The 23,951-nt window shown below is 42.2% G+C and carries 21 protein-coding genes, 1 tRNA gene and 1 riboswitch; of the genes, 3 read left to right on the top strand and 19 right to left on the bottom strand.

What is annotated here, in order from left to right; genetic code table 11:
- Positions 1-184: 184 nt before the first annotated feature.
- The 9 genes from rpsI to A6J84_RS09140 all read right to left on the bottom strand — a co-directional run bounded on the left by rpsI (position 185) and on the right by A6J84_RS09140 (position 9,565).
- Complete coding sequence (rpsI, locus tag A6J84_RS09180; protein WP_000075969.1) at positions 185-577, bottom strand: 30S ribosomal protein S9; 393 nt, start codon at positions 575-577, stop codon at positions 185-187.
- 18 nt (positions 578-595) lie between these two features.
- On the bottom strand, positions 596-1,042 hold the full coding sequence (gene rplM / locus A6J84_RS09175) for a 50S ribosomal protein L13 (RefSeq protein ID WP_001044624.1): 447 nt from the start codon (positions 1,040-1,042) through the stop codon (positions 596-598).
- A gap of 210 nt (positions 1,043-1,252) precedes the next feature.
- Positions 1,253-2,452 carry an ABC transporter permease gene (locus tag A6J84_RS09170; RefSeq protein ID WP_001245366.1) on the bottom strand — a complete coding sequence of 400 codons (1,200 nt, stop codon included), beginning with the start codon at positions 2,450-2,452 and terminating at the stop codon, positions 1,253-1,255.
- Positions 2,449-3,342: an ABC transporter ATP-binding protein gene (locus A6J84_RS09165; protein ID WP_000895266.1), complete on the bottom strand. Its 894-nt coding sequence runs from the start codon at positions 3,340-3,342 to the stop codon at positions 2,449-2,451. Before A6J84_RS09165 ends, A6J84_RS09170 begins: the two co-directional genes overlap by 4 nt.
- Before the next feature lie 250 nt (positions 3,343-3,592).
- Positions 3,593-5,998: a phenylalanine--tRNA ligase subunit beta gene (pheT, locus tag A6J84_RS09160; protein ID WP_095726425.1), complete on the bottom strand. Its 2,406-nt coding sequence runs from the start codon at positions 5,996-5,998 to the stop codon at positions 3,593-3,595.
- 129 nt (positions 5,999-6,127) lie between these two features.
- Complete coding sequence (gene pheS / locus A6J84_RS09155) at positions 6,128-7,174, bottom strand: phenylalanine--tRNA ligase subunit alpha (protein ID WP_000103743.1); 1,047 nt, start codon at positions 7,172-7,174, stop codon at positions 6,128-6,130.
- 272 nt (positions 7,175-7,446) lie between these two features.
- Positions 7,447-8,097, bottom strand: coding sequence for a phosphatase PAP2 family protein (locus tag A6J84_RS09150; protein WP_002880813.1), 651 nt, complete (start codon positions 8,095-8,097; stop codon positions 7,447-7,449).
- Positions 8,087-8,650, bottom strand: coding sequence for an ECF transporter S component (locus A6J84_RS09145; RefSeq protein WP_000185815.1), 564 nt, complete (start codon positions 8,648-8,650; stop codon positions 8,087-8,089). Before A6J84_RS09145 ends, A6J84_RS09150 begins: the two co-directional genes overlap by 11 nt.
- A gap of 153 nt (positions 8,651-8,803) precedes the next feature.
- Positions 8,804-9,021, bottom strand: a riboswitch (FMN riboswitch).
- A 40-nt stretch (positions 9,022-9,061) separates the two neighbouring features.
- Entirely contained in the window at positions 9,062-9,565 is a 504-nt protein-coding gene (locus A6J84_RS09140; protein WP_000181365.1) for a tRNA (cytidine(34)-2'-O)-methyltransferase, read from the bottom strand.
- Between the two features lie 400 nt (positions 9,566-9,965).
- Here A6J84_RS09140 and trkA point away from each other — a divergent pair, with 400 nt between their 5' ends.
- Together trkA and A6J84_RS09125 are read left to right on the top strand one after the other, a co-directional pair.
- On the top strand, positions 9,966-11,315 hold the full coding sequence (trkA, locus tag A6J84_RS09130; RefSeq protein ID WP_000706812.1) for a Trk system potassium transporter TrkA: 1,350 nt from the start codon (positions 9,966-9,968) through the stop codon (positions 11,313-11,315).
- Between the two features lie 3 nt (positions 11,316-11,318).
- Positions 11,319-12,758, top strand: a complete 1,440-nt coding sequence (locus A6J84_RS09125) for a TrkH family potassium uptake protein (protein WP_001043426.1) — start codon at positions 11,319-11,321, stop codon at positions 12,756-12,758.
- An 89-nt stretch (positions 12,759-12,847) separates the two neighbouring features.
- On the opposite strand, the gene A6J84_RS09120 is transcribed toward A6J84_RS09125, so the two are convergent.
- From A6J84_RS09120 to A6J84_RS09100, 5 genes are all read right to left on the bottom strand, one after another.
- Positions 12,848-13,777, bottom strand: coding sequence for an ATP-binding cassette domain-containing protein (locus A6J84_RS09120; RefSeq protein WP_001291311.1), 930 nt, complete (start codon positions 13,775-13,777; stop codon positions 12,848-12,850).
- A gap of 10 nt (positions 13,778-13,787) precedes the next feature.
- A complete protein-coding gene (locus A6J84_RS09115) occupies positions 13,788-14,855 on the bottom strand; it encodes an ABC transporter ATP-binding protein (RefSeq protein ID WP_000159699.1) in 1,068 nt (355 codons plus the stop codon).
- An 8-nt stretch (positions 14,856-14,863) separates the two neighbouring features.
- Entirely contained in the window at positions 14,864-15,790 is a 927-nt protein-coding gene (gene oppC, locus A6J84_RS09110) for an oligopeptide ABC transporter permease OppC (protein WP_000103938.1), read from the bottom strand.
- On the bottom strand, positions 15,790-17,286 hold the full coding sequence (locus A6J84_RS09105; protein ID WP_000759885.1) for an ABC transporter permease: 1,497 nt from the start codon (positions 17,284-17,286) through the stop codon (positions 15,790-15,792). Before A6J84_RS09105 ends, oppC begins: the two co-directional genes overlap by 1 nt.
- Before the next feature lie 66 nt (positions 17,287-17,352).
- Positions 17,353-19,332 (bottom strand): peptide ABC transporter substrate-binding protein, encoded by a 1,980-nt coding sequence (locus A6J84_RS09100; protein WP_000749710.1) that lies wholly within the window; start codon positions 19,330-19,332, stop codon positions 17,353-17,355.
- A gap of 298 nt (positions 19,333-19,630) precedes the next feature.
- Between A6J84_RS09100 and A6J84_RS09095 the strand changes: the two genes are divergently transcribed.
- A tRNA-Cys gene (locus tag A6J84_RS09095) sits at positions 19,631-19,701 on the top strand.
- Between the two features lie 147 nt (positions 19,702-19,848).
- Here the strand turns inward: A6J84_RS09095 and A6J84_RS09090 are convergent.
- The 5 genes from A6J84_RS09090 to A6J84_RS09070 all read right to left on the bottom strand — a co-directional run bounded on the left by A6J84_RS09090 (position 19,849) and on the right by A6J84_RS09070 (position 23,901).
- Positions 19,849-21,180, bottom strand: a complete 1,332-nt coding sequence (locus A6J84_RS09090; RefSeq protein WP_000390014.1) for a hemolysin family protein — start codon at positions 21,178-21,180, stop codon at positions 19,849-19,851.
- A gap of 137 nt (positions 21,181-21,317) precedes the next feature.
- Entirely contained in the window at positions 21,318-22,142 is an 825-nt protein-coding gene (locus A6J84_RS09085; RefSeq protein ID WP_000359005.1) for a DNA/RNA non-specific endonuclease, read from the bottom strand.
- Between the two features lie 40 nt (positions 22,143-22,182).
- Positions 22,183-22,377: a DNA-directed RNA polymerase subunit beta gene (locus tag A6J84_RS09080; RefSeq protein WP_000739701.1), complete on the bottom strand. Its 195-nt coding sequence runs from the start codon at positions 22,375-22,377 to the stop codon at positions 22,183-22,185.
- Positions 22,364-23,647, bottom strand: a complete 1,284-nt coding sequence (murA, locus tag A6J84_RS09075; RefSeq protein WP_000411920.1) for a UDP-N-acetylglucosamine 1-carboxyvinyltransferase — start codon at positions 23,645-23,647, stop codon at positions 22,364-22,366. Before murA ends, A6J84_RS09080 begins: the two co-directional genes overlap by 14 nt.
- A gap of 23 nt (positions 23,648-23,670) precedes the next feature.
- The gene (locus tag A6J84_RS09070; RefSeq protein WP_008276638.1) at positions 23,671-23,901 is read right to left on the bottom strand and encodes a DUF1146 family protein; all 231 of its coding nucleotides are present in this window, start codon (positions 23,899-23,901) and stop codon (positions 23,671-23,673) included.
- Between the last annotated feature and the right edge of the window lie 50 nt (positions 23,902-23,951).

Genomic DNA, 23,951 nt, shown 5'->3' with positions numbered 1-23,951 from the left:
TTGTGCTAAAAATCATCAAAAACACCTCATAGTGTGAATCATGAAGTGCTTGTGAACGTTGATAGTATCGTATTGATTAACGTTCTGAGGCAACTGACTTTGTCAGATTGCACCAATTTAGTATGAAAATATAAAAAAGAACACCTCGAAAGGTGCTCTCTGTAAGTATAGTAATTCTCTCGAATTAACGTTTACTAAATTGTGATGCTTTACGAGCTTTCTTAAGACCTGGTTTCTTACGTTCAACTTTACGTGAGTCACGTGTAAGAAGTCCTGCGCGTTTCAATGAATCGCGGAAGTCTGGGTCTACTTGAAGAAGGGCACGAGCGATACCGTGACGGATAGCTCCTGCTTGACCAGCGTATCCACCACCAACAACGTTAACGAAAACGTCGTATGAACCTACAGTTGAAGTAACTGCGAATGGTTGGTTGATAACAAGACGAAGGTCAGCGTGTGGGATGTACTCTTCAACATCTTTTTTGTTAACAGTGATTTTACCAGTTCCTGGAACAAGGCGAACGCGTGCAACAGCGTTTTTACGACGTCCAGTACCTGCATATTGTGCTTGTGACATACTTTATTGTTCCTTTCCTTAGATAAGTCCTGAAATATCAAGAACTTCTGGTTGTTGTGCAGCGTGAGTGTGCTCAGCTCCAACGAATACTTTCAATTTCATACCTTGAGCTCGGCCAAGAGTATTGTGTGGAAGCATACCTTTAACTGATTTTTCGATCAAACGTACTGCATTTTTAGAACGAAGTTCACCAGCAGAGATTTGTTTCAATCCACCTGGGTGGTTTGAGTGAGTGTAGTAGATCTTATCAGTTGCTTTTTTACCAGTCAATTTAACTTTTTCAGCATTGATAACGATTACGAAGTCACCTGTATCAGTGTGTGGTGTGAATGTTGGTTTGTTTTTTCCGCGAAGTACGCTAGCAACAACTGCTGAAAGGCGTCCAAGAGGTACATCAGTTGCGTCAACAACGTACCATTTGCGTTCTACTTGGCCTGGTTTAGCCATGAATGTAGTTTTGTTCATGATTTCTCCTATATGAATATCGTTTTTGTTTACAGGGCGGATGTTCCGGTCCGCGGGGTATTTGAAAGGTTCCGGGGCCTTACAAATGGGGTAAACAATACCGTCTACTATCATACCAAATTTCACTACTAAAAGTCAATAGATATGAAAAATATTTTTGCCGATTTCAGTGTTTAACATCTAGAAAAACCTCGCTTTTGCGAGGCTCTCCTATTTATAAGCTAAGGCACGTTTAAAGGTTTTCCAGATTCCCAAATCATCCGTTTGAAGGACTAGGCTAGCATACATGCGTCCGATAAAGGCAGTTGCAGTGACTGCAAAAACAACCGTTATAGCAAGGGAAATCCAAGCTTCTAGACCACTTGCATACCCATTTATAGCTCTAAACGGCATAAAGAAGGTCGAGATGAAAGGAATATAGGAACCAATTTTCAGAACTAAATTGTCCCCAGCAGCACCTAGAGAAGTCACTCCGACAAATCCTGCTATAATCAAGATCATCAATGGCGACAAGGCCTTTCCTGAATCCTCAGGGCGAGAAACCATAGATCCTAGGAAGGCTGCTAAAACAACGTACATAAAGAGGCTAACCAAGACAAACAATAAGGTATTGAGCGAGAAGGCCTCTCCTAGATGATTTAAAATCCCAGATTGTGCCAAGATTGGTAGGTCTTTAAAGAGCAGAATGGCAGCAAGTCCACCCACGACGTAAATGCCAATATGAGTCAAAATCACAAGAAGTAGAGCCAGCATGCGAGCGTAGAAATAATGACTAGCTCGGATACTAGAGAAGACCACCTCCATGATTTTGGTTCCTTTCTCGCTAGCTACTTCCTGAGCAGTGACACTAGCATAGGTAATCAAAATCATATAAAGGAAGAAACCAAGCCCTGCGGCCGCAATGGTTTGAACAATTTTTTTGTTTTCCTTAGATTCATCAATCTTCTCAGTAAAATCAACAGTTTGACTCAGGCGTTTTTCCTGTTCTTGAGACAAATTAGCTGCCGAGCGATTCAGTTGGTATTGCAGTTCATTTAACTTATTGGTTACTGCTAGTTTGATGCCTGTTTCAAGAGAAGTTTCACCATGATAGACGGCCTTGAGGACGCTGTCCTCTTGGTCAATGGTTAGGTAACCCTTGATTTTCTCATCCTTGATAGCAGCCTGGGCACTGGCTTCATCCTTATAATCAAAGTTGATACCATTGGTACCCTTGAGCCCTTCTTCCACAGATGGCACAGTTGTTACTACTGCTATCTTGCTATTCTTGGCCATAGAAGACCCTTGGAGAAAGCCGATTCCTACAGATAAGGCTAAAAAGAGGAACGGCGAAATCACCATAAAGAAGAAACTCCACGACTTGACATGTCGAAGATAGGTTTCTTTAATAACTACCCACATATTTCTCATACTTCCACCCCTGATTCTAGTTTAAAGATTTCATCGATTGTTGGAGCTTGTTGGTCAAAGGTCGCGATGTATTGACCTTGAGTGAGGATTGGGAAGAGTTCCCTTCCAGCGCTCTCATCATCTAGGATCAATTTCCAACTGCCTTGCTTGGTCAAGCACACCTGTTTGACATGAGGAAGACTTTCCAGCTCTTCCTTGCTTCGTTCACTTGAGACAAAGAGACGTGTTTTACCGTATTGATTACGAACTTCTTGGACCGGGCCATGCAAGACCACACGCCCATCTCGAATCATGAGAATATCATCGCAAAGCTCCTCGACATTGGTCATGACATGGTCTGAAAAGATAATGGTCGCACCACGCTCTTTTTCTTTTATGATGACCTGCTTGAGTAACTCAGTATTGACTGGATCCAAACCACTAAAAGGTTCATCTAGGATAATCAAGTTTGGTTCATGGATGAGGGTGATAATCAGCTGGATTTTCTGTTGATTCCCTTTTGAGAGGCTCTTGATTTTATCTGTTAATTTCCCCTTAACTTCCAGTTTTTCCATCCATTGAGGGAGTTTTTCCTTGACCTCCTTAGCATCCATGCCTTTTAGAGTTGCCAGGTAGCGAACTTGCTCAAGAACTGTCAACTTGGGCATGAGACTGCGTTCTTCAGGCAGATAGCCAATCCGAGCATAAGTTTCCTGGCGAATCTCCTGCCCATCCAGACTAATCTCTCCTTGATACTCCAAAAATTTCAAAATACTGTGGAAAATCGTTGTTTTCCCAGCACCATTTTTCCCGACCAGCCCTAGAATTCGTCCTGGGCTTGCCTGAAAATCGACACCAAACAAAACTTGCTTGGAACCGAAACTTTTCTCTAGATTTCTTACTTCTAGCATCTTCCACCTCCGAGATATGTTGCACTTATTATACTCCTTTTTGATAGCCTTTACAACGATTTATGTCCATTTTATCGGATTATAAGTAGCAAAAGTATCCTATCTCTAATAAATTTAAGTGCTTCAGCGATAGCTTTAGTATAACTCATTAAAGACTTTCTGAGATGGCTTCCTCCTCAACTATCGCTTTTCTCTTCTGAACTGTCCTTTTGAAACTAAAAATCCACCCCGAGGGATGGATTTTAGACTATTAACGCACTTCTGCATTCACTTTTTCTTCGAGTGATGCTTGGATTTTTTCCATATAGCGTGCGACTTCTTCGTCTGTTAAGCTATCTTCTGGATTTTGGAAGGTCAAGCTATAGGCCATTGACTTCATGCCAACTCCCAGTTTTTCGCCTGAGAAGACGTCAAAGAGTTTGATATCTGTCAAACGTTTCACGCCTGCAGCTTGGATAGCGTCTACAACTTCTTGATGAGTGACTTCTGCCTTGAGGAGTAGAGCCATGTCACGACTGACTGCTGGGAATTTAGTGATTTCTACAAATGGAGCAGCTGGTTGAAGGGCAGCTTCGATGCCTGAAAGGTTGAGCTCAGCTACATACGTTTCTGGAATATCGTAGGCCTTGGCAGTGACTGGATGCACTTGGCCAAGGAAACCAAGAACTTGGTCGCCGAGTGAAATCACGGCTGTACGTCCTGGATGGAGACTTGCAATCTCAGCTGTTGCTGTATAAGTCACTTCTAGTCCCAAGCGAGTAAAGAGCGCTTCAAGGATTCCCTTAGCATAGAAGAAATCAACTGGAACTGCTGCTGTTTGGAAGTCTTTTTCTGCAACCAAGCCTGTCAAAGCAAGGGCAAAGCTGTTGATTTCGTTTGGTAGGTCTTCTTTCGGATTGCCTGTTTGTTCAAAGACTTTTCCAATCTCATAAAGAGCCAAGTTTTTGTTCTTACGAGCCACGTTGTAGGCCACTGTATCAAGAATACCTGAGACCATATTTTGACGGAGAACGGAACGATCCACTGTCATTGGCCACATGAGTTCTGTAAGGTTACTTGGTTGAGCTGTAAACTCAACTGCTTTTTCAGGAGTTGTCAGAGCGTAGGTGATAATTTCTGTCAAACCTGCTCCTTCAGCGATGGTACGAACTTGGCGACGCAATTTTTGTGTCGCAGTCAATTCACCAGCTGTACCGTCATCTTTTGGAAGACTAGTTGGCAAGCGATCATAACCATAGATACGGGCGATTTCTTCAAAGAGGTCAGCTTCGATAGTGATATCCCAACGACGACGGGGTACGCTGACTGTAAAGCTTTCTGCATTGCCAGAAAGGCCAAAGCCAAGACGACGGAAGACATCTTCCACATCAGCATAGGAAAGCTCCGTACCAAGGACGCGGTTAACGTCTGCAAGGGTTGAAGAAACTTCCACATCTGAAGTGTCAAGCTCCCCCGCTGAAACGATGCCCTTACGCACCGTCGCACCTGCAAGATCAGCAATCATGCTAGCCGCCGCATCAAGGGCTTCATTAACAGTTGCCACATTGATGCCTTTTTCAAAGCGAGAAGACGACTCAGAACGAAGGTTGAGGTGTCCGCTAGTCTTGCGGATCGATTTGCCATTGAAAACAGCTGCTTCAAGGACAACACGACTAGAATTTTCAGAGATTTCTGTTGCTTGACCACCCATGACACCTGCAAGGGCTACTGGCTTGTCTGCGACAGTGATGACTAAGTCATTTGCTTCCAAGTCACGCTCTTCACCGTCCAAGGTCACCAATTTTTCACCAGCACGCGCTTCACGCACACGGATGTCGGTCCCTTCAAAAGTATCCAAGTCAAAGGCATGCATCGGTTGACCAAAGTAAAGCAGGATGTAGTTGGTTACGTCTACGACATTGTTAATTGGACGGATACCTTCGTTCATAAGGAGGTTTTGCAACCATTGTGGACTTGGTGCGATGGTCACATTATCCAAGATACGGGCCGCATAGTAAGGCGCCTTGTCTGTCTCAATGCCTACAGAAAGGGCGTCTGCTGCAGCTTCATTTGTTTCTGTTAAACTGAATTCTTTAAAGTTGACTGCATTGTCATAGATGGCTGCCACTTCATGAGCCACCCCACGCATAGATAGAGCGTCTGCACGGTTTGGTGTGATAGAAAGTTCGATGATTTCATCATCTAAGTCTAGATATGAGAAGACTTCCTCACCTGGTACTGCATCTTGAGGCAAGATTTGAATACCATCTGCGAATTCCTTCGGTACGACCGAGTCAGAAATTCCCAGTTCACCAAGTGAACAGATCATTCCAAGTGACTCCAAACCACGGATTTTCCCTTTTTTGATTTTGTAATTGTCCGCGATACGAGCTCCTGGAAGAGCTACCATGACCTTGATTCCAGCACGTACATTCGGTGCACCACAAACGATCTGACGGGCTTCTTCTTCGCCAACGTTAACCTGACAGACATGCAAGTGTGTTTCTGGCACATCTTCGCAAGACAAGACCTCACCGACGACAATTTTTGAGAGACCGGTAGCTGGTGATTCCACACTTTCGACCTCAATCCCCGTAGTTGACATTTTTTCAGCCAACTCTTGTGATGGCACATCAATGTCCACCAATTCTTTTAACCATTTATAAGATACAAGCATAATTCTGATTGTAAGATCCCACCAAGTAAGACCTTTTCAATTCCTTTCTTTTTCTTCGAGTCAGTCCTTACTATTCTCATCGAGAGAAAATGACTAGGACTGTATAGGACTGTGTTTCAGGTTTCAATCTTATTTAAACTGTTCTGAGAAGCGGACATCGCCTTGGTAGAAGCCGCGGATATCGTTGATTCCGTAGCGGAGCATAGCTACACGCTCTTGACCAAGACCAAAGGCAAATCCAGAGTAAACAGTCGCATCGATTCCACTCATTTCAAGGACACGTGGGTGAACCATACCGGCACCCATAATCTCGATCCAACCTGTTTTCTTACATACGTTACAGCCTTCTCCACCACACTTGAAGCAGGAAACATCCACCTCAACAGATGGCTCTGTGAATGGGAAATAGGATGGACGCAGACGGATCTGACGCTCTTCACCGAACATCTTTTGGACAATCAACTGAAGGGTTCCTTGAAGGTCTGCCATAGAGATGTTTTTCCCAACAACCAATCCTTCGATTTGGTGGAACTGGTGACTGTGGGTTGCATCGTCCGTATCACGACGGAACACACGCCCCGGTGAGATCATCTTCAAAGGACCTTTTGAAAAATCATGAGCATCCATAGCACGCGCCTGAACTGGAGACGTGTGAGTACGGAGCAAGATTTCTTCTGTGATGTAGAAAGTGTCCTGCATATCGCGGGCTGGGTGATCTTTTGGGAGGTTCATACGCTCGAAGTTATAGTAGTCTTGCTCCACTTCAAAACCATCCACGACTTGGTACCCCATCCCGATGAAAATATCTTCGATTTCTTCACTGGTTTGTGTGAGGACATGACGATGCCCAGTCGCAACTGGGCGACCTGGAAGTGTCACATCAATGCTCTCGCTAGCTAGTTGAGCTGCGACTTTCTTTTCTTCCAAGAGCTTAGCTGTTTCTTCAAAGGCTGCCGTCAAAACATCACGAGCTTCATTAACATGTTTCCCGATGATTGGACGCATCTCAGCAGAGACATCTTTCATCCCTTTAAGGATTTCCGTAAGCGACCCTTTTTTACCAAGGACAGAGACACGCAAGTCTTGCATCTCTTTTTCATTTTCAGCAGTAATCTGCTTCAAGCTAGCCAGCGTTTCTTCGCGAAGTGCTTTTAATTGTTCTTCAATAGTTGACATAATTCCTCCATCAGTCTCTCGTAGATAAAAAGAAAACCACATGCCAAAAACTCCACTCGGAGCGTTGACACGCGGTACCATCCGTTTTCATCTGACAAGTCAGACCTTCATTTCTAAATCCATGCGCAAGTGAATTCACCCAGCTTTCATATAGAGAGCTTGCAGTCACGGCTCTCCTCCCTGATATACTTCCCTTGAGTTACTAGTCTTGCGGATTTCTATTCAATTACTACTTAGTTTATCAGATTTTTACCATTCTTGCAAGACCTATCTCACTTCTGCTTGCCTTTAAATCGCCATTGGAAGCGAAGCTTGTCATAGAAAGGAAATTCGATAAACAAGACCCCCAAACCTACACAGAAACTGGCAAGAACATCTGATGGGTAGTGAACTCCCAGATAGACCCGAGATAGAAGCACACTGACTAGGTAGAAGCCAAGGACGATTTGCACAATTTTTCTCCAAACCGGATCTTTAATCCGTTGACTGAGAATGACAATCAGAGTACCTACCATCAAAGTTACAGCCAGAGAATGGCCACTTGGAAAAGAAAATCCCTTCTCCTCTACCAGATGTAAAATAGCTGGCCGTGGGCGCTGGTAGATGTTTTTAAAGGTCACGATTAAAAGACCGGCTAAGGCTAGATTACCCGCCATGAAGTAGCTTTCTATCTTCCACTGCTTACGATAAAAGATAAAGGCTGCAATGGCAACCCAGGTGATGATTACTGGGATATCAATCAAATGCGTAAGCGCACGGAATAGAACTGTCAAATAATCTGGCAAGTTCCCACGAAGAGCAGTCTGAAGAGGTTGATCAAAACCGACCAGCGTTTCAGGATAGAACTTAACCATATAGCCAAGAAGGACGAAAAGTAAAAGGGCAAAACTGCCCTTCATTAAAAATGTTTGTTTATCTCTCATAATGTTTTAAGGTTGGTTTCAAGAGGACGTATAACAACCAGAATGAAACGGCAAAGATGATACCTTCAATCAGGTTAAAAGGTAAAACCATAGTCATCAAGTAGTTAGAAAGTCCTATAATTTCTCTAATATCAAAGTTGGCAAACTGCGCGTATAAAGGAACCGCATAGACATAGTTGAGAACCAACATGGCAGAAGTCAATCCAAAAGTTCCCGCTAGAGATGCTAGTAGGAAACGAAGGGTGCTACGTTCCTTTTTCCAAATCAAACCAAAGACGATAACAAAAACTCCCAAAGCTACGATATTCATTGGCAAGCCAATGTAGGTATTCACTCCTTGGCTATTCAGAAGCAACTTCAAGAGTGAGCGCATCAAGAGAATTCCTAGAGCAGCTGGCAAATCCATCACCACCAAGCCTACAAGGACTGGCAAGATACTAAACTCGATCTTGAGGAAGGTTGCCGCTGGCAAGAGCGGAAAGTCAAAGTACATCAGCACAAATGAAATGGCTGATAAAATCGCAATGGTCGAAATTCGACGTGTGTTTGTCATAACAGGTTCCTCCAATTTTCTATAAAATCAGAAGAAGTTGGAAAGGATCCCTCTATCTATTCTCACTTTTTATATCCCAAAAGTTCCCTCTCACTCTTTTGAGCAAGCGGTTGCAATTCATCTATAAACTCATTAGAACAGACAAAGCCATTCTTTCGTCTTCTCCCATCCAGACTATACTGTCGGTTGTGGAATCGCACCACATCAGCTTGCGCTCGCGGACTTCTTTAACTAAGATATTTTGGATTAATCTAGGCGTCGCAGTCGAAGATAATACTTAAGTATATCGAGACAAGACAACGAAGAGAAAGCCAAAATAGCTAGTTAAAGTCACCGCCGGTCGGGAATCTCACCCAGCCCTGAAGACCTTTTAATCATAACAAAAAACGCTTGCAAGTGCAAGCATTTTGATTATTTCAATTTATCTGCTTCATAGGTGTGAACAAGCTCAAGACCTGCAAAATTCTGCTGACGGAGCGCTTCATAGACAATCATGCATACGGTATTGGAAACATTGAGGCTGCGAACATGCTCATCGTTCATAGGAATACGGAGAGCTTTCTCAGGATGTTCTCGCATAAAGTCCTCAGGCAAGCCCTTGTCTTCACGTCCAAAGAGAAAATAATGATCCCAACCACTTGCCAAATCTGCTTCAGAATAGACCTTTTCCGCAAATTTTGAAATCAGATAGAGTTTACCCTTCATCTGAGACATGAAATCTTCCAAACTGTCATAAAAATAAATCTCAAGCTTATCCCAGTAGTCCAAACCAGCCCGCTTCATCTTCCGATCATCAATCGGAAATCCCATCGGTTTGATGATGTGGAGGGGAGAATTGGTCGCAGCGCAAGTACGCGCAATGTTACCTGTATTTTGTGGAATCTGAGGTTCAAATAATACAATGTGATTTGTCATTACGGGTTTCCTTTTATCATTGCAAAAAAATAGCCACACTGCCCGGAGTCAAGCTCAGCAAACAGCGTGGTTAAGGCATCGTTAACTTACCTCACAACAGGTTTGAAGTAAATCAGCGAAACTACTTTCTTAGTATAACACTTTCAGAATCATTGTCAATAGAAATGACTTGATTTTTTTACTTTTTTTGATGATATTTTCATGTTTGGTCATTCCCTTTCTGAAAAGGTATAGTAAAAGAGCCAAATCACTTCAAATCGGAGACATCGTTATAGAAATTAAGCAAATGTATCTTCAAAACGTGAAAAAGGCCTTTCTTCCCTTAAAAATCGCCTTAGCAAGTGCATTTTTTGCTAAAAAAGGGTATGATAGTTACATCATGAAAAAGTAGGTTTTTTATATGAAAATTGTCCTCGTTGGTGGAGGGAAAGTTGGTTTCGCCCTCTGTCGTTCACTGGTTGCAGAAAACCATGACGTTGTCCTCATCGAACAAGATGAGGCTGTCCTCAATCACATTGTCAGTCGCTATGATATCATAGGTCTCCTTGGAAATGGTGCTGACTTTGCCATCTTGGAGCAAGCCGGTGTTCAAGAGTGCGATATCTTTATCGCCCTAACCGAACACGATGAAGTGAATATGATTTCAGCGGTACTTGCTAAAAAAATGGGGGCTAAAGAAACCATCGTTCGGGTGCGAAATCCTGAATACTCTAATGCCTATTTTAAAGAGAAAAATATTCTTGGATTTTCACTTATCGTTAATCCAGAACTCCTAGCAGCGCGTGCGATCTCAAATATCATTGATTTCCCTAATGCCCTCTCTGTCGAACGATTTGCTGGAGGTCGGGTCAGTCTCATGGAGTTTGTTGTCAAGGATTCTAGCGGTCTTTGTCAAATGCCAATCTCAGACTTCCGTAAAAAGTTTGGCAATATCATTGTCTGTGCTATGGAGAGAGATCATCAACTGATGATTCCAAGTGGTGATGTTACTATCCAAGACAAGGATAGGATTTTTGTTACGGGAAATCGTGTAGATATGATGCTTTTCCATAACTATTTTAAATCTCGCGCAGTTAAAAGCTTACTTATCGTTGGAGCTGGAAAGATTGCTTATTATCTACTAGGGATTTTAAAAGACAGTCGCATTGATACCAAGGTCATCGAGATCAATCCTGAAAGAGCTCGTTTCTTCAGTGAAAAGTTCCCCAATCTCTATATTGTCCAAGGAGATGGAACTGCAAAAGACATTTTGCTGGAAGAAAGTGCTCCCCACTATGACGCAGTCGCAACCTTGACTGGAGTTGATGAGGAAAATATCATCACTTCTATGTTTCTTGACCGTGTTGGCGTCCATAAGAATATCACCAAGGTCAACCGAACAAGCCTTCTAGAGATTATCCACGCACCTGATTTTTCAAGTATCATCACACCAAAAAGCATCGCAGTAGATACCATTATGCACTTTATCCGTGGTCGAGTAAACGCTCAGTACTCAGACCTTCAAGCCATGCACCATCTAGCAAACGGTCAAATTGAAACTCTCCAATTCCAAATCAAGGAAGCTAATAAAATGACTGCCAAACCTCTATCACAGTTGAAATTGAAAAAAGAGGTTCTCATCGCAGCCATTATCCGAAAAGGAAAAACAATCTTCCCTACTGGAGAGGATATACTTGAGGTGGGAGACAAGTTACTCGTGACGACCTTATTGCCAAACATCACCAAAATCTATGATTTGATTGAGAGGTAAAAAATGAATAAAAGTATGATTCGTTACCTCCTCTCAAAACTTCTCTTGATTGAGGCTGTTCTTCTCCTAGTCCCTGTTAGTGTAGCGATCTATTACCAAGAATCCAATCAAGTATTTATCGCTCTCTTTTCTACGATTGGCATTTTAGTCCTTCTCGGTGGTCTAGGCGTTTTACGGAAACCGAAAAATCAACGGATTTATGCCAAGGAAGGGGTCTTAATTGTTGCCCTCTGTTGGATTTTATGGTCTTTCTTTGGCGGCCTCCCCTTTGTCTTTTCAGGACAAATCCCCAGCGTCATCGATGCCTTCTTTGAAATCAGTTCTGGATTTACGACTACAGGAGCAACTATTCTGAACGATGTTTCCGTTCTCACTCGTTCCCTCCTCTTCTGGCGAAGTTTCACCCACTTGATCGGAGGGATGGGGGTACTCGTCTTTGCACTTGCCATTATGGACAATGCCAAGAATAGCCACTTGGAGGTGATGAAGGCTGAGGTCCCTGGACCTGTCTTTGGCAAGGTCGTATCCAAGCTAAAAAACACTGCCCAGATTCTCTATCTGCTTTATCTGGCTCTCTTCTCCCTTTTTGTGGTTATCTACTATCTAGCAGGCATGCCTCTCTATGATAGTTTTGTCATCGCTATGGGAACGGCAGGAACTGGGGGCTTTACCGTCTATAACGACGGAATTGCCCACTATGGTAGCTCGCTCATCACCTATCTAGTTAGTATCGGAGTTCTGGTTTTTGGAGTTAACTTCAATCTCTACTACTACCTCATGCTCCGTCGGGTTAAGGCTTTCTTGGGAGATGAAGAACTACGAGCATATATCATCATTGTCCTAGTTTCTACAGGCTTGATTACGCTTAATACACTCCACCTCTATCAAGGTGTCTCTAAGAGTGTTGAAATGGCCTTCTTCCAGGTTTCCAATATCATCACGACAACAGGTTTTGGTTACGGAGATATTACCAACTGGCCCCTCTTCTCCCAATTTATCCTCCTCTTCCTCATGGGAATCGGTGGATCAGCTGGCTCAACTGCAGGTGGTCTTAAGGTGATCAGAGGACTTATCCTCTCTAAAATCGCAAAAAATCAGATTTTGTCCACCTTATCCCCTCACCGTGTTTTGACTCTACACGTCAATAAAACTGTGATTGATAAGGATACCCAGCACAAGATTCTTAAATATTTTGCTATCTATATGATGATTATTCTCTCCCTCATCTTTATCGTCAGTCTTGATAGCAATGATTTTCTAGTCGTGACCAGTGCGGTCTTCAGCTGTTTTAACAATATCGGACCTATTCTAGGTACAACCTCGAGTTTTGCCATCTTTAGTCCCATCTCTAAAATCCTACTCTCCTTTGCAATGATTGCAGGTCGTTTAGAGATATACCCAATTTTGCTACTCTTTATGAAACGTACCTGGTCTAAACGTTAATGATAATACAATTCCCCTTTTACAAGCTAGTAGAAGGGGAATTTTTTCTATTAAAAATGAGAAGACCTTTCGGCCCTCTCCTAGTCTGTTTATTTTTTAAGAGCTTCTTTGTATCGAGCAACTTCTGCTTGATTGGCCCAAACATAGTGACCTGGACGAATTTCTACCATAGATGGCTTGTCTGTCTCATAGTCATGTTGGTCAGGATCGTAAACTTTCAAGACCTTCTTGCGTTCCAAGATTGGATCTGGAATCGGTACAGCAGATAGAAGCGCTTGAGTGTATGGGTGGACAGGATTGTTAAACAACTCCTCTGTCTCCGCCACTTCGACGATAACTCCCTTATAGATAACCGCGATACGATCTGAGATAAAGCGAACAACTGACAAGTCATGGGCGATAAAGAGATAGGTCAAGCCCAACTCTTTTTGGAACTTCTTGAGCAAGTTCAAGACTTGCGCACGCACTGATACGTCCAAGGCTGAAATTGGCTCATCCGCAATAACGAAATCAGGTTCCATCACAAGAGCACGGGCAATCCCGATACGCTGGCGTTGACCACCAGAAAACTCGTGTGGGTAACGGGTCAAGTGTTCTTTCAAAAGTCCAACTTCATGAATCATCTTTTGAACTTTTTCTTTTCGATCTTCTTCATCTTTAAACAAGTGATAGTTGTAAAGACCTTCAGAGATGATATAGTCAACTGTTGCACGCTCATTCAAGCTGGCTGCAGGGTCCTGGAAAATCATCTGGATGCGACGGATCAAGTCTGATGATTCCTTATGAGATTTTTTCCCATTAATTTTATGACCATCAAAGATGATTTCACCTTTACTAGTATTATTTAGACCAATAATAGCACGACCAATGGTTGTTTTCCCACTACCAGACTCACCTACAAGAGAGAAGGTTTCTCCCTTGTTGATAAAGAAGTTGGCGTTTTTAACCGCGACAAACTTCTTACTTCCTTCACCGAAGGAAATTTCTAAATCTTTAATTTCTACTAATTTTTCAGACATTTCCTTCCTCCTAGTCTTCTAGATGAGCAAAGCCCATTTTATCACGAATCTTGTCATGCAAATCTGCAATGACTCCAGGTTTTTCAACTTTAGGAGCATTCTCATGAAGCAACCAAGTCTTAGCCCAGTGGGTATCCGTGACTGAAAACTGAGGTGCTTTCTGTTCAAAGTCAATTTGCATAGCATAATCTGAACGAAGGGCAAAGGCATCACCTTTCAACTCAGTATAAAGAGACGGTGGTGTTCCTGGGATAGAGTACAATTCCCCTTTATCGTCAGCAAGCTGAGGCAAGCTAGACAAGAGACTCCAAGTATATGGATGACGTGGGTCGTAGAAGACTTCCTCAACAGTTCCGTATTCTACAATTTCACCAGCATACATAACCGCTACCTTATCGGCAATACTTGCTACCACACCAAGGTCATGGGTGATAAAGATAATGGTAAAGTGGTACTCATTTTGCAAGGTTTTAAGCAAATCAATGATTTGCGCTTGAATGGTAACATCAAGGGCCGTTGTTGGCTCGTCACAGATCAAGATATCTGGACGACAGGCAAGGGCAATCGCGATAACGATACGTTGACGCATCCCTCCAGAATATTGGAAAGGATACTCATCAAAACGTTTTTCAGCGTCTGGAATTCCGACCTTATTCATATAGTCGATTGCCATCTCTTTGGCTTCCTTAGCTGTTTTCCCTTGGTGTTTAACGATAACTTCAGTGATTTGGCTACCGATTGTATTGATTGGGTCCAAACTTGTCATAGGGTCTTGGAAGATAGTCGCAATTTTAGCACCACGAATCTTCTCCCATTCCTTGTTAGAAGTAAGAGCGGTCAAGTCTTGTCCACGATAGTCGATGCTTCCTTGGGCAATACGTCCATTGTCTTCTAACATCCCTGTAAAGGTTTTTGTTAAAACAGATTTACCAGAACCGGACTCACCTACCAAGGCAAGAACTTCCCCTTCAATCAGGTCCAGAGAAACTCCTCGGATAGCTGTCAGAACTTTGTCACGAACGTCAAATTCCACGACAATATCACGAGCAGTCAAAATTACATTATTTTCTTTTGTCATGTCTACTCCTATCTATGTGTACGTGGATCACTAGCATCCGCTAGGTTTTGACCAACAACGAAGAGAGATAGGGACACCAAGATCAAGGTTGTCAACGGAATCCAGAATAAGTAAGCGTTGGTCGTAACGTTTTGTGAGTAATCTGAGATCAAACGTCCCAAACTTGGCACTGTTACAGGCAATCCCAATCCAAAGAAGGAAAGGAAGGCTTCATAAGAGATGAAGCTTGGCAACATCAAGGTCATCGTAGAAACAATAACGGATACCAATTGTGGCATGATATTTTTAACGATGATTTTAAAGGTTGGTGTCCCAAGTGTTTGAGAAGCAAGGTTGTATTCCAAGTCACGGTAACGCATGATTTGGATACGAATCATATAAGCAATCCCAATCCAAGTTGTCACACTCATGGCAAAAATCAAATTCCAGAAACCAGCACCAATTGAGTAAGTCAAGACAATGACAATCAAGAGAGACGGAATGTTTGAAATAATGTTATAAACTTCCATCATGACGCGGTCAACGGATTTTGAAATTCCCCAAATTCCACCAACAATAACCCCGATCACAAGGTTGATAAAAGTGGCAATTACAGAGATAAGAATTGAATTACGCGCACCAAACCAAACCCCGTCAAACAAGGATTTACCATTGCTATCTGTACCAAACCAATGTTCAGCATTGGGCTTGATAAAACGAGCAGAGAAGTCATTGACCTTACTTACATCGTTGAAGTCAAAATCTGAGAACATTGGGTAAATAAAGCTCATCAAGATAATGGCAACCAAAATCCCCAACATAAGGACTGTTGATTTTTTCTTTAGAAATTGTCTAAATACAGAACCCCAGTATGAATAGGCAGGGGCGTCAATTGTTTCAGAGGCAAAATCGTCACGTTTTACGAACTGAAATTTTTCTTTTCCGATTGTTGACATTATTTGCCTCCTTTCTCTGTCAATTTAATACGTGGATCAAGCATGGTCATCCAGATATCCCCTACAAAGAGTGAGAAGATAGAAATACATGTGAAGATGAAGACAAGACCAACTACCATTGAGTTGTTTGATGCCTTAACAGAGTCAATCAACATTTTACCCATACCTGGGAAAGCGAAGACCGTTTCTGTCAATGTTGCACCACCGATAACCCCGATTACGGCACCAGGAATACCTGAAACCAAAGGAACCATGGCATTTTTAAAGATGTGTTTATTTGAAATTTCTTTTTCAGACAAACCTTTTGCACGAGCAAAACGAACGAAGTCCTGAGATTGCAAGTCGATCATGTAACGACGAATCCAGATAGCTGTACTTGGTGCACCCAGCAAACCTAGAATGACTGCTGGCAAGACATATGAACGCCAGTCCCCAGCTCCCAAGATAGGAAATGAATCTGGCAGACCGATAGATGATCCAATCAAGCGCACGATATAAACCAAGGCAATCGTTGGAAGTGCAAGCAAGAAGGTTAGAGCACCTGTCGAGAAGCTATCAATCCAAGTATTCTTGTGACGAGCCATGGCAGATCCAAGTGGAATCGCAATCGCATACGAAATAATCAAACCAATCAAACCAGCAACCGCTGAGCTTGCGATCATTGATGGGTATTGATAATTGCTTTCTGTAGCTGTATATGGATCGTCTTTACCATAGTTGGCTACTTCACGCGCATCTGCTTGACTTGGAGATTTGTAGGTACGAGAGTAAATATCTACAGATGAAGTCTTTTTACCTGTAGGGAATTGAACTTCTGATGTCTTAGTTTGTCCCTGACCTTGTGTGATAACTTGAAGCACTGGTGTGTTTGCATAAGTTGGGTAAGAGTCACCCAAGTTAATGTTCACAAAGTTTTGGTGTACAAATGGGAATTGATTGTTGAAATACAAAAGGTATTTATGTTTTGTACCTGAACCAACCAATGACCAACCGATAGCAGGGTCATTTTCAAAACGAAGATAACGTTGCAAGTTTGGATTTTCAGGGTCTTGAATCTTGTTTGGATGATCAATATCAATCAAGTTGGAATAGAATTTGAAAACACGTTCAAAAATTGGAATTTCACGCGTAGCATAGAATTGACCACTTTCTGAGAACACACCAAGTGTCCAACCATTTCCTAGTTGGTTGATGTATTTTTCGTAGATTGCCTTGTTGGTATCATTGGCATCTACTGTTACAGATGAGTCTATCGTGCTAGCTTTTTCTTGCAACTCCTTGGTATCGTAGTACTCGATATAGCCCATCCGCTCATAAACGGTATTTTCATAATTATCCCGCTTGTCCGGCGTCGTTGCAATCTTGTTATAGTTGGTATCCTGCTTGAAAATCAATTTTCGAGGAACCATCGTATAGATAATTGTGTAGGTCAATGTTGTCACCAAGAAAATAGACAACAATGAACGCAATACACGCATAAAAATATATTTCTTCATATCGTTTCCTTTTAAAATCCCAAAAGAACCTTCTCCTCATGGAGAGAAAGTTCTCTTGAGAGTTATTTATTTAACGTGATTTGTCAATTCTTTTTGAACTTTTTCGTTTGATTCTTTTTTCTCTTTGAGCCATTTTTCACGAGCTTGTTCATAGTCAGCTTTTGTTACAACCTTGTCTTGTAACTGAATATACTTGAAGTATACGTCTGAGCCCTTATCTCCAGATTGACTGTAAGATGCAGAGAATGGGACAACACGAGAAATGATTGGTGCAGCACCACTTGATGACATAGCTGGCAAGAAGAGTGAACTATCTGTCAACCAAGCTTGGGCAGCCGCGTATTTTTCATAACGAACATTCAAGTCACTTGTTTCTTTTCCTGCTTCATCAACCAACTTATCGTATTCTTTCAAACCAACTTGAGCTGCTGCAGCATTATCTGCACCTTCATAACCCATGTATGTTTTAGTTTGTTCAGCATTCGTTGTCTTCAAGATATCAAGGTAAGTTGATGGATCTTCATAGTCTGGGTTCCATCCAACAGCACCTGAGAGATCCCAATCTTCTGCCGCAGCGCTTGCTGCATAGTATGTAATATTCTGTAGTTCATCTGTAGTGATTTGTTGGATATCGATGACTACGTTTTCTTCTCCAAGTACTGTCTCAACGGATTGTTTGAAGGATTGAATACGTGCGATATAGTTTTTAGATGTTTGGTCTACTGGGATATCCAAGTGGATAGGGAATTTCACACCTTCTGCTTCCAATGCTGTTTTAGCTTTCGCAAATTCTGCTTTGGCTTTATCGGCGTTGAAAAGTCCATCTTGACCATCCGCAAAGCTTACATTCTTCCATTCATCACCGTAAGCAGCCATCTTTTCAGTTACCAAGTCACCGAAAGTTTTTTCGCCTGCAGAGACAAAGTCTGGTTTCACAAAGAGGTTACGAACTGCAAGAGGAGCGCCTTCCTTACCATTAATTTGTGCTGAGTACGAAGTACGGTCAAAGGCAAAGTTCAAAGCCTGACGGAAGTCCTTGTTAAGAAGGGCTTTCTTAGTAGAAGTCTTCTCTTCATCAGTTGTCTTAGAAGTGTATTTGTATCCTTGACGGTCAATGTTCACACCCAAACCACCGATACCAGGTCCTGATGGATTGTAGTAGATATTGTCCTTGTAGGTCTCTTCAACTTTAGAGTAGTTCGAACTTGTAGGGAAAAGGCGAGCATAGCTATAAGCTCCACTTGTAAAGTTACGTTCAATTGATTCTTGATCAGAACCATCATAGTAAGCAAGTGTTACTTTATCAAGATGAACATTGTCTTTGTCCCAATAGTTTTCATTCTTCACAAATTCGATAGATGACTTAGCAGTCAAACCTCTCAGCAAGAATGGTCCATTGTAAAGCAATGATGTAGGGTCAGTCGCTTTACCAAAATCAGATCCTTTTGATTTTTCAAATTCTTCGTTCAATGGCCAGAAGATTGAGTAGGCCAGCTTAGAGTTCCAGTATGGTTCTGGTTTGTTCAAAGTGTATTCAAGGGTATAATCATCAACTGCTTTTACACCGACTGAAGCAAAATCTTTATTGTTTCCAGCTATATAGTCAGCTAGACCTTTAACTGAATCTTCTGCTAGATACTTAGCTGCTGATTTATTGTCAGCTGCGTGTTTCAAACCATTTACAAAGTCTTTGGCTGTTACTTCAGCATACTCTTCGCCATCAGATGTCATCCATTTGACACCTTTACGAATCTTGTAGGTATAAGTCAAACCATCTTTTGAAACGGACCAGTCTTCTGCAACTGCAGGAACTAAATTCCCATACTTGTCGTTTGTGAAAAGACCGTCGATACCATTTGAAGTGGCGACCTTAGTACTTTGTTTCCCTGAAATGAGGTAATCCAACGTTTCTGGGTCAGCTGTATAAACATAACCATAATTTTTTGGCGCTGTTGAATCAGATGATTTTGAAGAACCGCAAGCAGCTAGTACTCCTGCTGCTAATAAAGCAACACCTGCTGCAACAAATACTCTACTTTTTTTCATGTTTTTAACTCCTCTTGAAAAATTTAGGCTTATTGGAAATTATAACATATATTTTTTAAAAAGTAAACGAATTTTCAGAATATTTAGGCGCATTTCCTCAAAAAACTTCTATTTGTCAAAATTCTTGCATTCTTTGTTTGTTTCTGCAAGAAATACTTTCTAGTCTGATCTTCTTCAGAAGAGGATTTTTAAAAGCTTTTTCTCACTTCTTCGATCATCATCTGTTTTCTTAAATTGGATTTTAGAATAAGAAACTATTGACGGGAAATGATTTTCAAGGTATAATAATAAACGTTGAGGCGGTATAGCCAAGTGGTAAGGCACGGCTCTGCAAAAGCTTGATCGTCGGTTCAAATCCGTCTACCGCCTTTCAGTACCTGAATTAACAGGAATTAACCGAATGAAAAGCCCGAAAAACGGGCTTTTTTTATTTTTTCTTCAGATAAATACGGATAACTTCGAAAAACTTTTGGGGCGGATTTGGGGAAATATAAAGCAGTGACTCAAGTCACTGCTTTATTCTGTTTCTTCTTCAGGTTCTAGTTCTGTGATTTGAACTTTTACCTTGGTAACACGTCCATTTTTCACCTTATCATTGGTCAGGACAATTTGTTTGTTTTGACTGACCAGTTCATAACTGATTTTCTCAGTTGTTGGAATCGTTCCAACACCCGTCAAATAATAACCGGCGATGGTATCCACATCATCGCTTTCTAGTTCGACACCAAAGTAGTTATTGAAGTCGTTAAGATTCATGGTTCCCTGTGCAATATAGGTGTCCTCACCGATTTGATGGACTTCGATTTCTGCCCTATCGGTCTCGTCATCAATCTCACCGACAATCTCTTCTAAAAGATCTTCCAGAGTTACCAAACCAGCCATACCACCATATTCATCGAGCAAAATGGCCATTTGTCTTTGGGTATTTCGCAATTCTTTTAGCAAGTCATCCACAAAAATAGTTTCAGGAACAAAGAGTGGATCTTGTAAGATCTTCTTCCAGACAATATTTTCAAAGCCATCTGCATAGGCAGCGTTTAGCAAACGCTTGGTATGAATCAAACCAATCACATTGTCCTTATCCCCATCATAAACAGGGATACGTGAGAAATTTTGCTTTAGAATACTTTGGATAATGGTTTGACTATCATCCTGAATATCCACCATAAAGGCATCTGTCCGAGGAACCATGACTTCTCTCGCCATCAGCTCATCTAGAGAGAAGATCCCTTGTAACATCTCGATTTCGTCTGCATCCAAAGTTTCCTCACTTTTGGTCAACATGTACTCAATTTCATCTCGAGTCATTTTTTCATCCGCATCATCAAAGGTCATTGGCGTTAAACGACTCAAGAGATTGGTTGAAGCAGATAACAACCAGACAAAGGGACTGACAATTTTCCCCAAGCCAATAATGACTGGTGCGGTTCGGATGGCCAAGGTATCTTTCAGATTTAGAGCGATTCTCTTGGGATAGAGTTCCCCAAAAACAATAGAAATATAGGTCAAAAACGCTAAAGATAGAAAACTTGCAATAGCGTAAGCTGTTTCACTATTTCCTATCCAAGATGCGATTTCGCGTCCTAGAGTGTCTGCTAAACTAGCCCCTGACAAGATGGTAATTAACGTGATACCAACTTGAATTGTTGATAAAAAGTGGTTAGGATTTTCAAGTACCTTTAACAAACGAATGTAACGTTTGTCTCCCTCTTCTGCCTTTTGTTCCACTCGGGAACGGTTTAGTGACACCATCGCCATTTCAGTGGCTGAGAAAAAAGCATTTAACAAGGTCAAGATAAATAACAATACAAACTGTAGCAACAAATTCTGACTGCTCGGGTCTTCCATAGTCCTTCTCCTAAAATAGTATCTTGTGTTCCATTATATCATAAAATCGATCAGGATTCACATTATTTTTCATTTAAAGAACAACTCCCCTGCCTCTAGAAGACAAAGGAGCTGTTTTTTTATTGTATCTATTGTTTCTAATCCGTCACTGTTACTTGACCCGTTTGGTAATCAAGCTGGATTCCCTTTTGAACATTTGGAATCAGGACGTTGAATTCCAATTCGCCATCCGAAGACTTGGCTTCAATTTGTGAAGCCGATGGAACTAGGTCCTCATTTGTAGCATAGTGGAGAGTTACCCGATAACGGACTCTCTTATTCTGGTCCAAGGCTTTTCTGACCAAACTCTCATAGTAGTTCTGCCCTGTCGAATCTTCAGCCTGAGCCTGGTTGGCCCAAGCTGTCTGAACTGCAATGTTCTTGGGATTGCTGGTAGAAGCATCAAAGCCATCTAACCCACCTATCAAGGCATAACCCAATAAGTGCCCCCTATCTACTGCGTGTGTATAGGCTCCCTTTAGATTCTTGACCTGATGCCATCCTGGTGGCGTCCAGGAGGTTGAGCCGTTGCCTGTTTCTTCACGGTTCTTATACTGCCGAGTCGCTTTGGATAAGATGGCATTGGCAACAGTCGGGACTGTTTCTTTTCCAACTATCTTTGTCTTATTATCCGCATAGGGTTTGCTAGAAACCTTGGCATCTAGATTGGTTTTATTGCCATTGACAATGAAGGCCCCTGCTCCATTCCACTCGAGCCCCCCCTTGATTTGATTTTTGATTGACTCAGTTAAGACACTTTCAGCTAGCTCCTGACTGGGTGCTTCTGAAGCTTGTTTTTTCTGACTAACCTTGGTTCTAGGGCTATTTGGTACTGACTGCATCTGCTTGATGTAGTAGCTTCCAGCAGCCAAGAGTAAGAATAGAAGTAATCCTATCAGAGCTTGTCTTGTTTTTTTGTCCATTTTTCTCCTTATTTCTTTAGAAAAAGACTGGTCTCCCAGTCTAATTTCCTGTAAATTTGCTAATCAATTCCTGCCACTTTGCTGGAGACAAGATAGCCCATGGATCCTGTCCCTTTCCTAGGATTCCATAGCCTACCATCAAGCCGATTCCTAAAGCCAGAAAGCCTAGCAATAGTACGATAAAAATCAGCAATAAACGACGGAGTACATAGCGTAAGTTTTTATTCTTCTTCATCATTTGCCTCGATTCGCTGAATCTTCGCTCCTAACTGAGCTAGCTTCTCATGGAAGCGGTAATAACCTCTATCAAGGTGGACTAGTTTACCGACAACTGTTTCTCCTTGCGCCACCAAACCTGTCAAAATCAAAGCAGCACTAGCGCGAAGGTCCGTTGATAAAACTTCTGCCCCCTGTAAAGCCTGCCCCCCTACAATACGAGCTGTGTCACGGATAATCTCTGAATGCAAGCCCATACGGCGCATTTCCTCCAAGTGTTGGAAGCGATTCTCAAACACCGTTTCCACCATGGTGGATTCCCCTTTTGCGACTGTCATCAGAGCTGTAAATTGTGCCTGCATATCTGTTGGAAATCCTGGATGTGGCAAGGTTTTTACATGAACAGCCTTGAGATTTTCAAGTTGAGAACGAACACGAATACCCTCAGATTCCTCTGTCACTTCAACACCCATTTCAAGTAGTTTTGAGATTAAGGGGCGATTGTGTTCCCAGACTGCATCACGAACGAGAACATCCCCACCTGTCATAGCTGCAGCCACCATAAAGGTTCCGGCTTCGATACGGTCCTGTACGACACTGTGAGTCGTACCATGGAGTTCCTCGACACCAGTTACTGTGATTGTTTCAGTACCAGCTCCCTTGACCTTGGCTCCCATTTCATTAAGGAGAATAGCGAGGTCAACAATTTCCGGCTCACGCGCAGCATTTTCAATGACCGTCACACCATCAGCTAGAGTCGCTGCCATCATCAGGTTTTGTGTTGCACCAACACTAGGAAAGTCCATGTAGATATGAGCGCCATGCAGGCGTTCTGCCTTAGCTTCGATGTAACCAGCTGTCTGGGTGATCTTTGCCCCCATAGCTTCCAAACCTTTGAGGTGGAGGTCGATTGGACGACTCCCGATGGTACATCCCCCTGGCATAGAAACTTTGGCATGTCCTACACGAGCAAGGATTGGCCCCAAGACAACGATCGATGCGCGCATCTTGCTGACATACTTGTATGGAGCTTCCTCCGTGATATCACCAGTCGCATCAACCTCGACAACATGAGCTTCCTCATCAAAGTCCACCTTGGCATTCAGACCACGAACTACTTGATTCATGGTGAAAACATCTGACAAGATTGGGACGTTCTGCAAGACTGTCTTCCCCTTGCTTGCTAGAATAGTCGCTGCCAACAAAGGTAAGACTGCATTCTTTGCTCCCTCGATCGTTACACTCCCGACCAGACGATTATCTCCGCCTTGAACCACAATTTTTTCCATAGTTGTTTCCTTTACTTTTGATTTTATAATAGTCCTCTAAGCGCTTCTTGCCACAGTTGGTACAAACTGATAAAGAATGAACTCAAGATGTACCCCATTACCATACTAAAGAAGCCTACCAACAAACGAACCTTTTTTGTGTTAGTAGCGGTTACTTTTAAAACCTTTTCCCATCTCACAAGATCCTTCAAAAGGTAAAAACTCAAATAAATAAAGAGTATATGACTACTTAGAGTGAATAATAATTGAACCATTTGACTATTATACCATCTTATCCGCTTGCGCGCTAGTTTTCAATTTTTCT

It is taken from the genome of Streptococcus sp. FDAARGOS_256 (assembly GCF_002289235.2).
Classification (GTDB): domain Bacteria; phylum Bacillota; class Bacilli; order Lactobacillales; family Streptococcaceae; genus Streptococcus.
This window is presented reverse-complemented; position numbering and strand designations above follow the sequence as displayed.

Excerpts from the sequence above, each read along its gene's own strand:
- rpsI (WP_000075969.1), bottom strand. The coding sequence starts at position 577 with ATGTCACAAGCACAATATGCAGGTACTGGACGTCGTAAAAACGCTGTT.
- rplM (WP_001044624.1), bottom strand. The coding sequence starts at position 1,042 with ATGAACAAAACTACATTCATGGCTAAACCAGGCCAAGTAGAACGCAAA.
- A6J84_RS09170 (WP_001245366.1), bottom strand. The coding sequence starts at position 2,452 with ATGAGAAATATGTGGGTAGTTATTAAAGAAACCTATCTTCGACATGTC.
- A6J84_RS09165 (WP_000895266.1), bottom strand. The coding sequence starts at position 3,342 with ATGCTAGAAGTAAGAAATCTAGAGAAAAGTTTCGGTTCCAAGCAAGTT.
- pheT (WP_095726425.1), bottom strand. The coding sequence starts at position 5,998 with ATGCTTGTATCTTATAAATGGTTAAAAGAATTGGTGGACATTGATGTG.
- pheS (WP_000103743.1), bottom strand. The coding sequence starts at position 7,174 with ATGTCAACTATTGAAGAACAATTAAAAGCACTTCGCGAAGAAACGCTG.
- A6J84_RS09150 (WP_002880813.1), bottom strand. The coding sequence starts at position 8,097 with ATGAGAGATAAACAAACATTTTTAATGAAGGGCAGTTTTGCCCTTTTA.
- A6J84_RS09145 (WP_000185815.1), bottom strand. The coding sequence starts at position 8,650 with ATGACAAACACACGTCGAATTTCGACCATTGCGATTTTATCAGCCATT.
- A6J84_RS09140 (WP_000181365.1), bottom strand. The coding sequence starts at position 9,565 with ATGACAAATCACATTGTATTATTTGAACCTCAGATTCCACAAAATACA.
- trkA (WP_000706812.1), top strand. The coding sequence starts at position 9,966 with ATGAAAATTGTCCTCGTTGGTGGAGGGAAAGTTGGTTTCGCCCTCTGT.
- A6J84_RS09125 (WP_001043426.1), top strand. The coding sequence starts at position 11,319 with ATGAATAAAAGTATGATTCGTTACCTCCTCTCAAAACTTCTCTTGATT.
- A6J84_RS09120 (WP_001291311.1), bottom strand. The coding sequence starts at position 13,777 with ATGTCTGAAAAATTAGTAGAAATTAAAGATTTAGAAATTTCCTTCGGT.
- A6J84_RS09115 (WP_000159699.1), bottom strand. The coding sequence starts at position 14,855 with ATGACAAAAGAAAATAATGTAATTTTGACTGCTCGTGATATTGTCGTG.
- oppC (WP_000103938.1), bottom strand. The coding sequence starts at position 15,790 with ATGTCAACAATCGGAAAAGAAAAATTTCAGTTCGTAAAACGTGACGAT.
- A6J84_RS09105 (WP_000759885.1), bottom strand. The coding sequence starts at position 17,286 with ATGAAGAAATATATTTTTATGCGTGTATTGCGTTCATTGTTGTCTATT.
- A6J84_RS09100 (WP_000749710.1), bottom strand. The coding sequence starts at position 19,332 with ATGAAAAAAAGTAGAGTATTTGTTGCAGCAGGTGTTGCTTTATTAGCA.
- A6J84_RS09090 (WP_000390014.1), bottom strand. The coding sequence starts at position 21,180 with ATGGAAGACCCGAGCAGTCAGAATTTGTTGCTACAGTTTGTATTGTTA.
- A6J84_RS09085 (WP_000359005.1), bottom strand. The coding sequence starts at position 22,142 with ATGGACAAAAAAACAAGACAAGCTCTGATAGGATTACTTCTATTCTTA.
- A6J84_RS09080 (WP_000739701.1), bottom strand. The coding sequence starts at position 22,377 with ATGAAGAAGAATAAAAACTTACGCTATGTACTCCGTCGTTTATTGCTG.
- murA (WP_000411920.1), bottom strand. The coding sequence starts at position 23,647 with ATGGAAAAAATTGTGGTTCAAGGCGGAGATAATCGTCTGGTCGGGAGT.
- A6J84_RS09070 (WP_008276638.1), bottom strand. The coding sequence starts at position 23,901 with ATGGTTCAATTATTATTCACTCTAAGTAGTCATATACTCTTTATTTAT.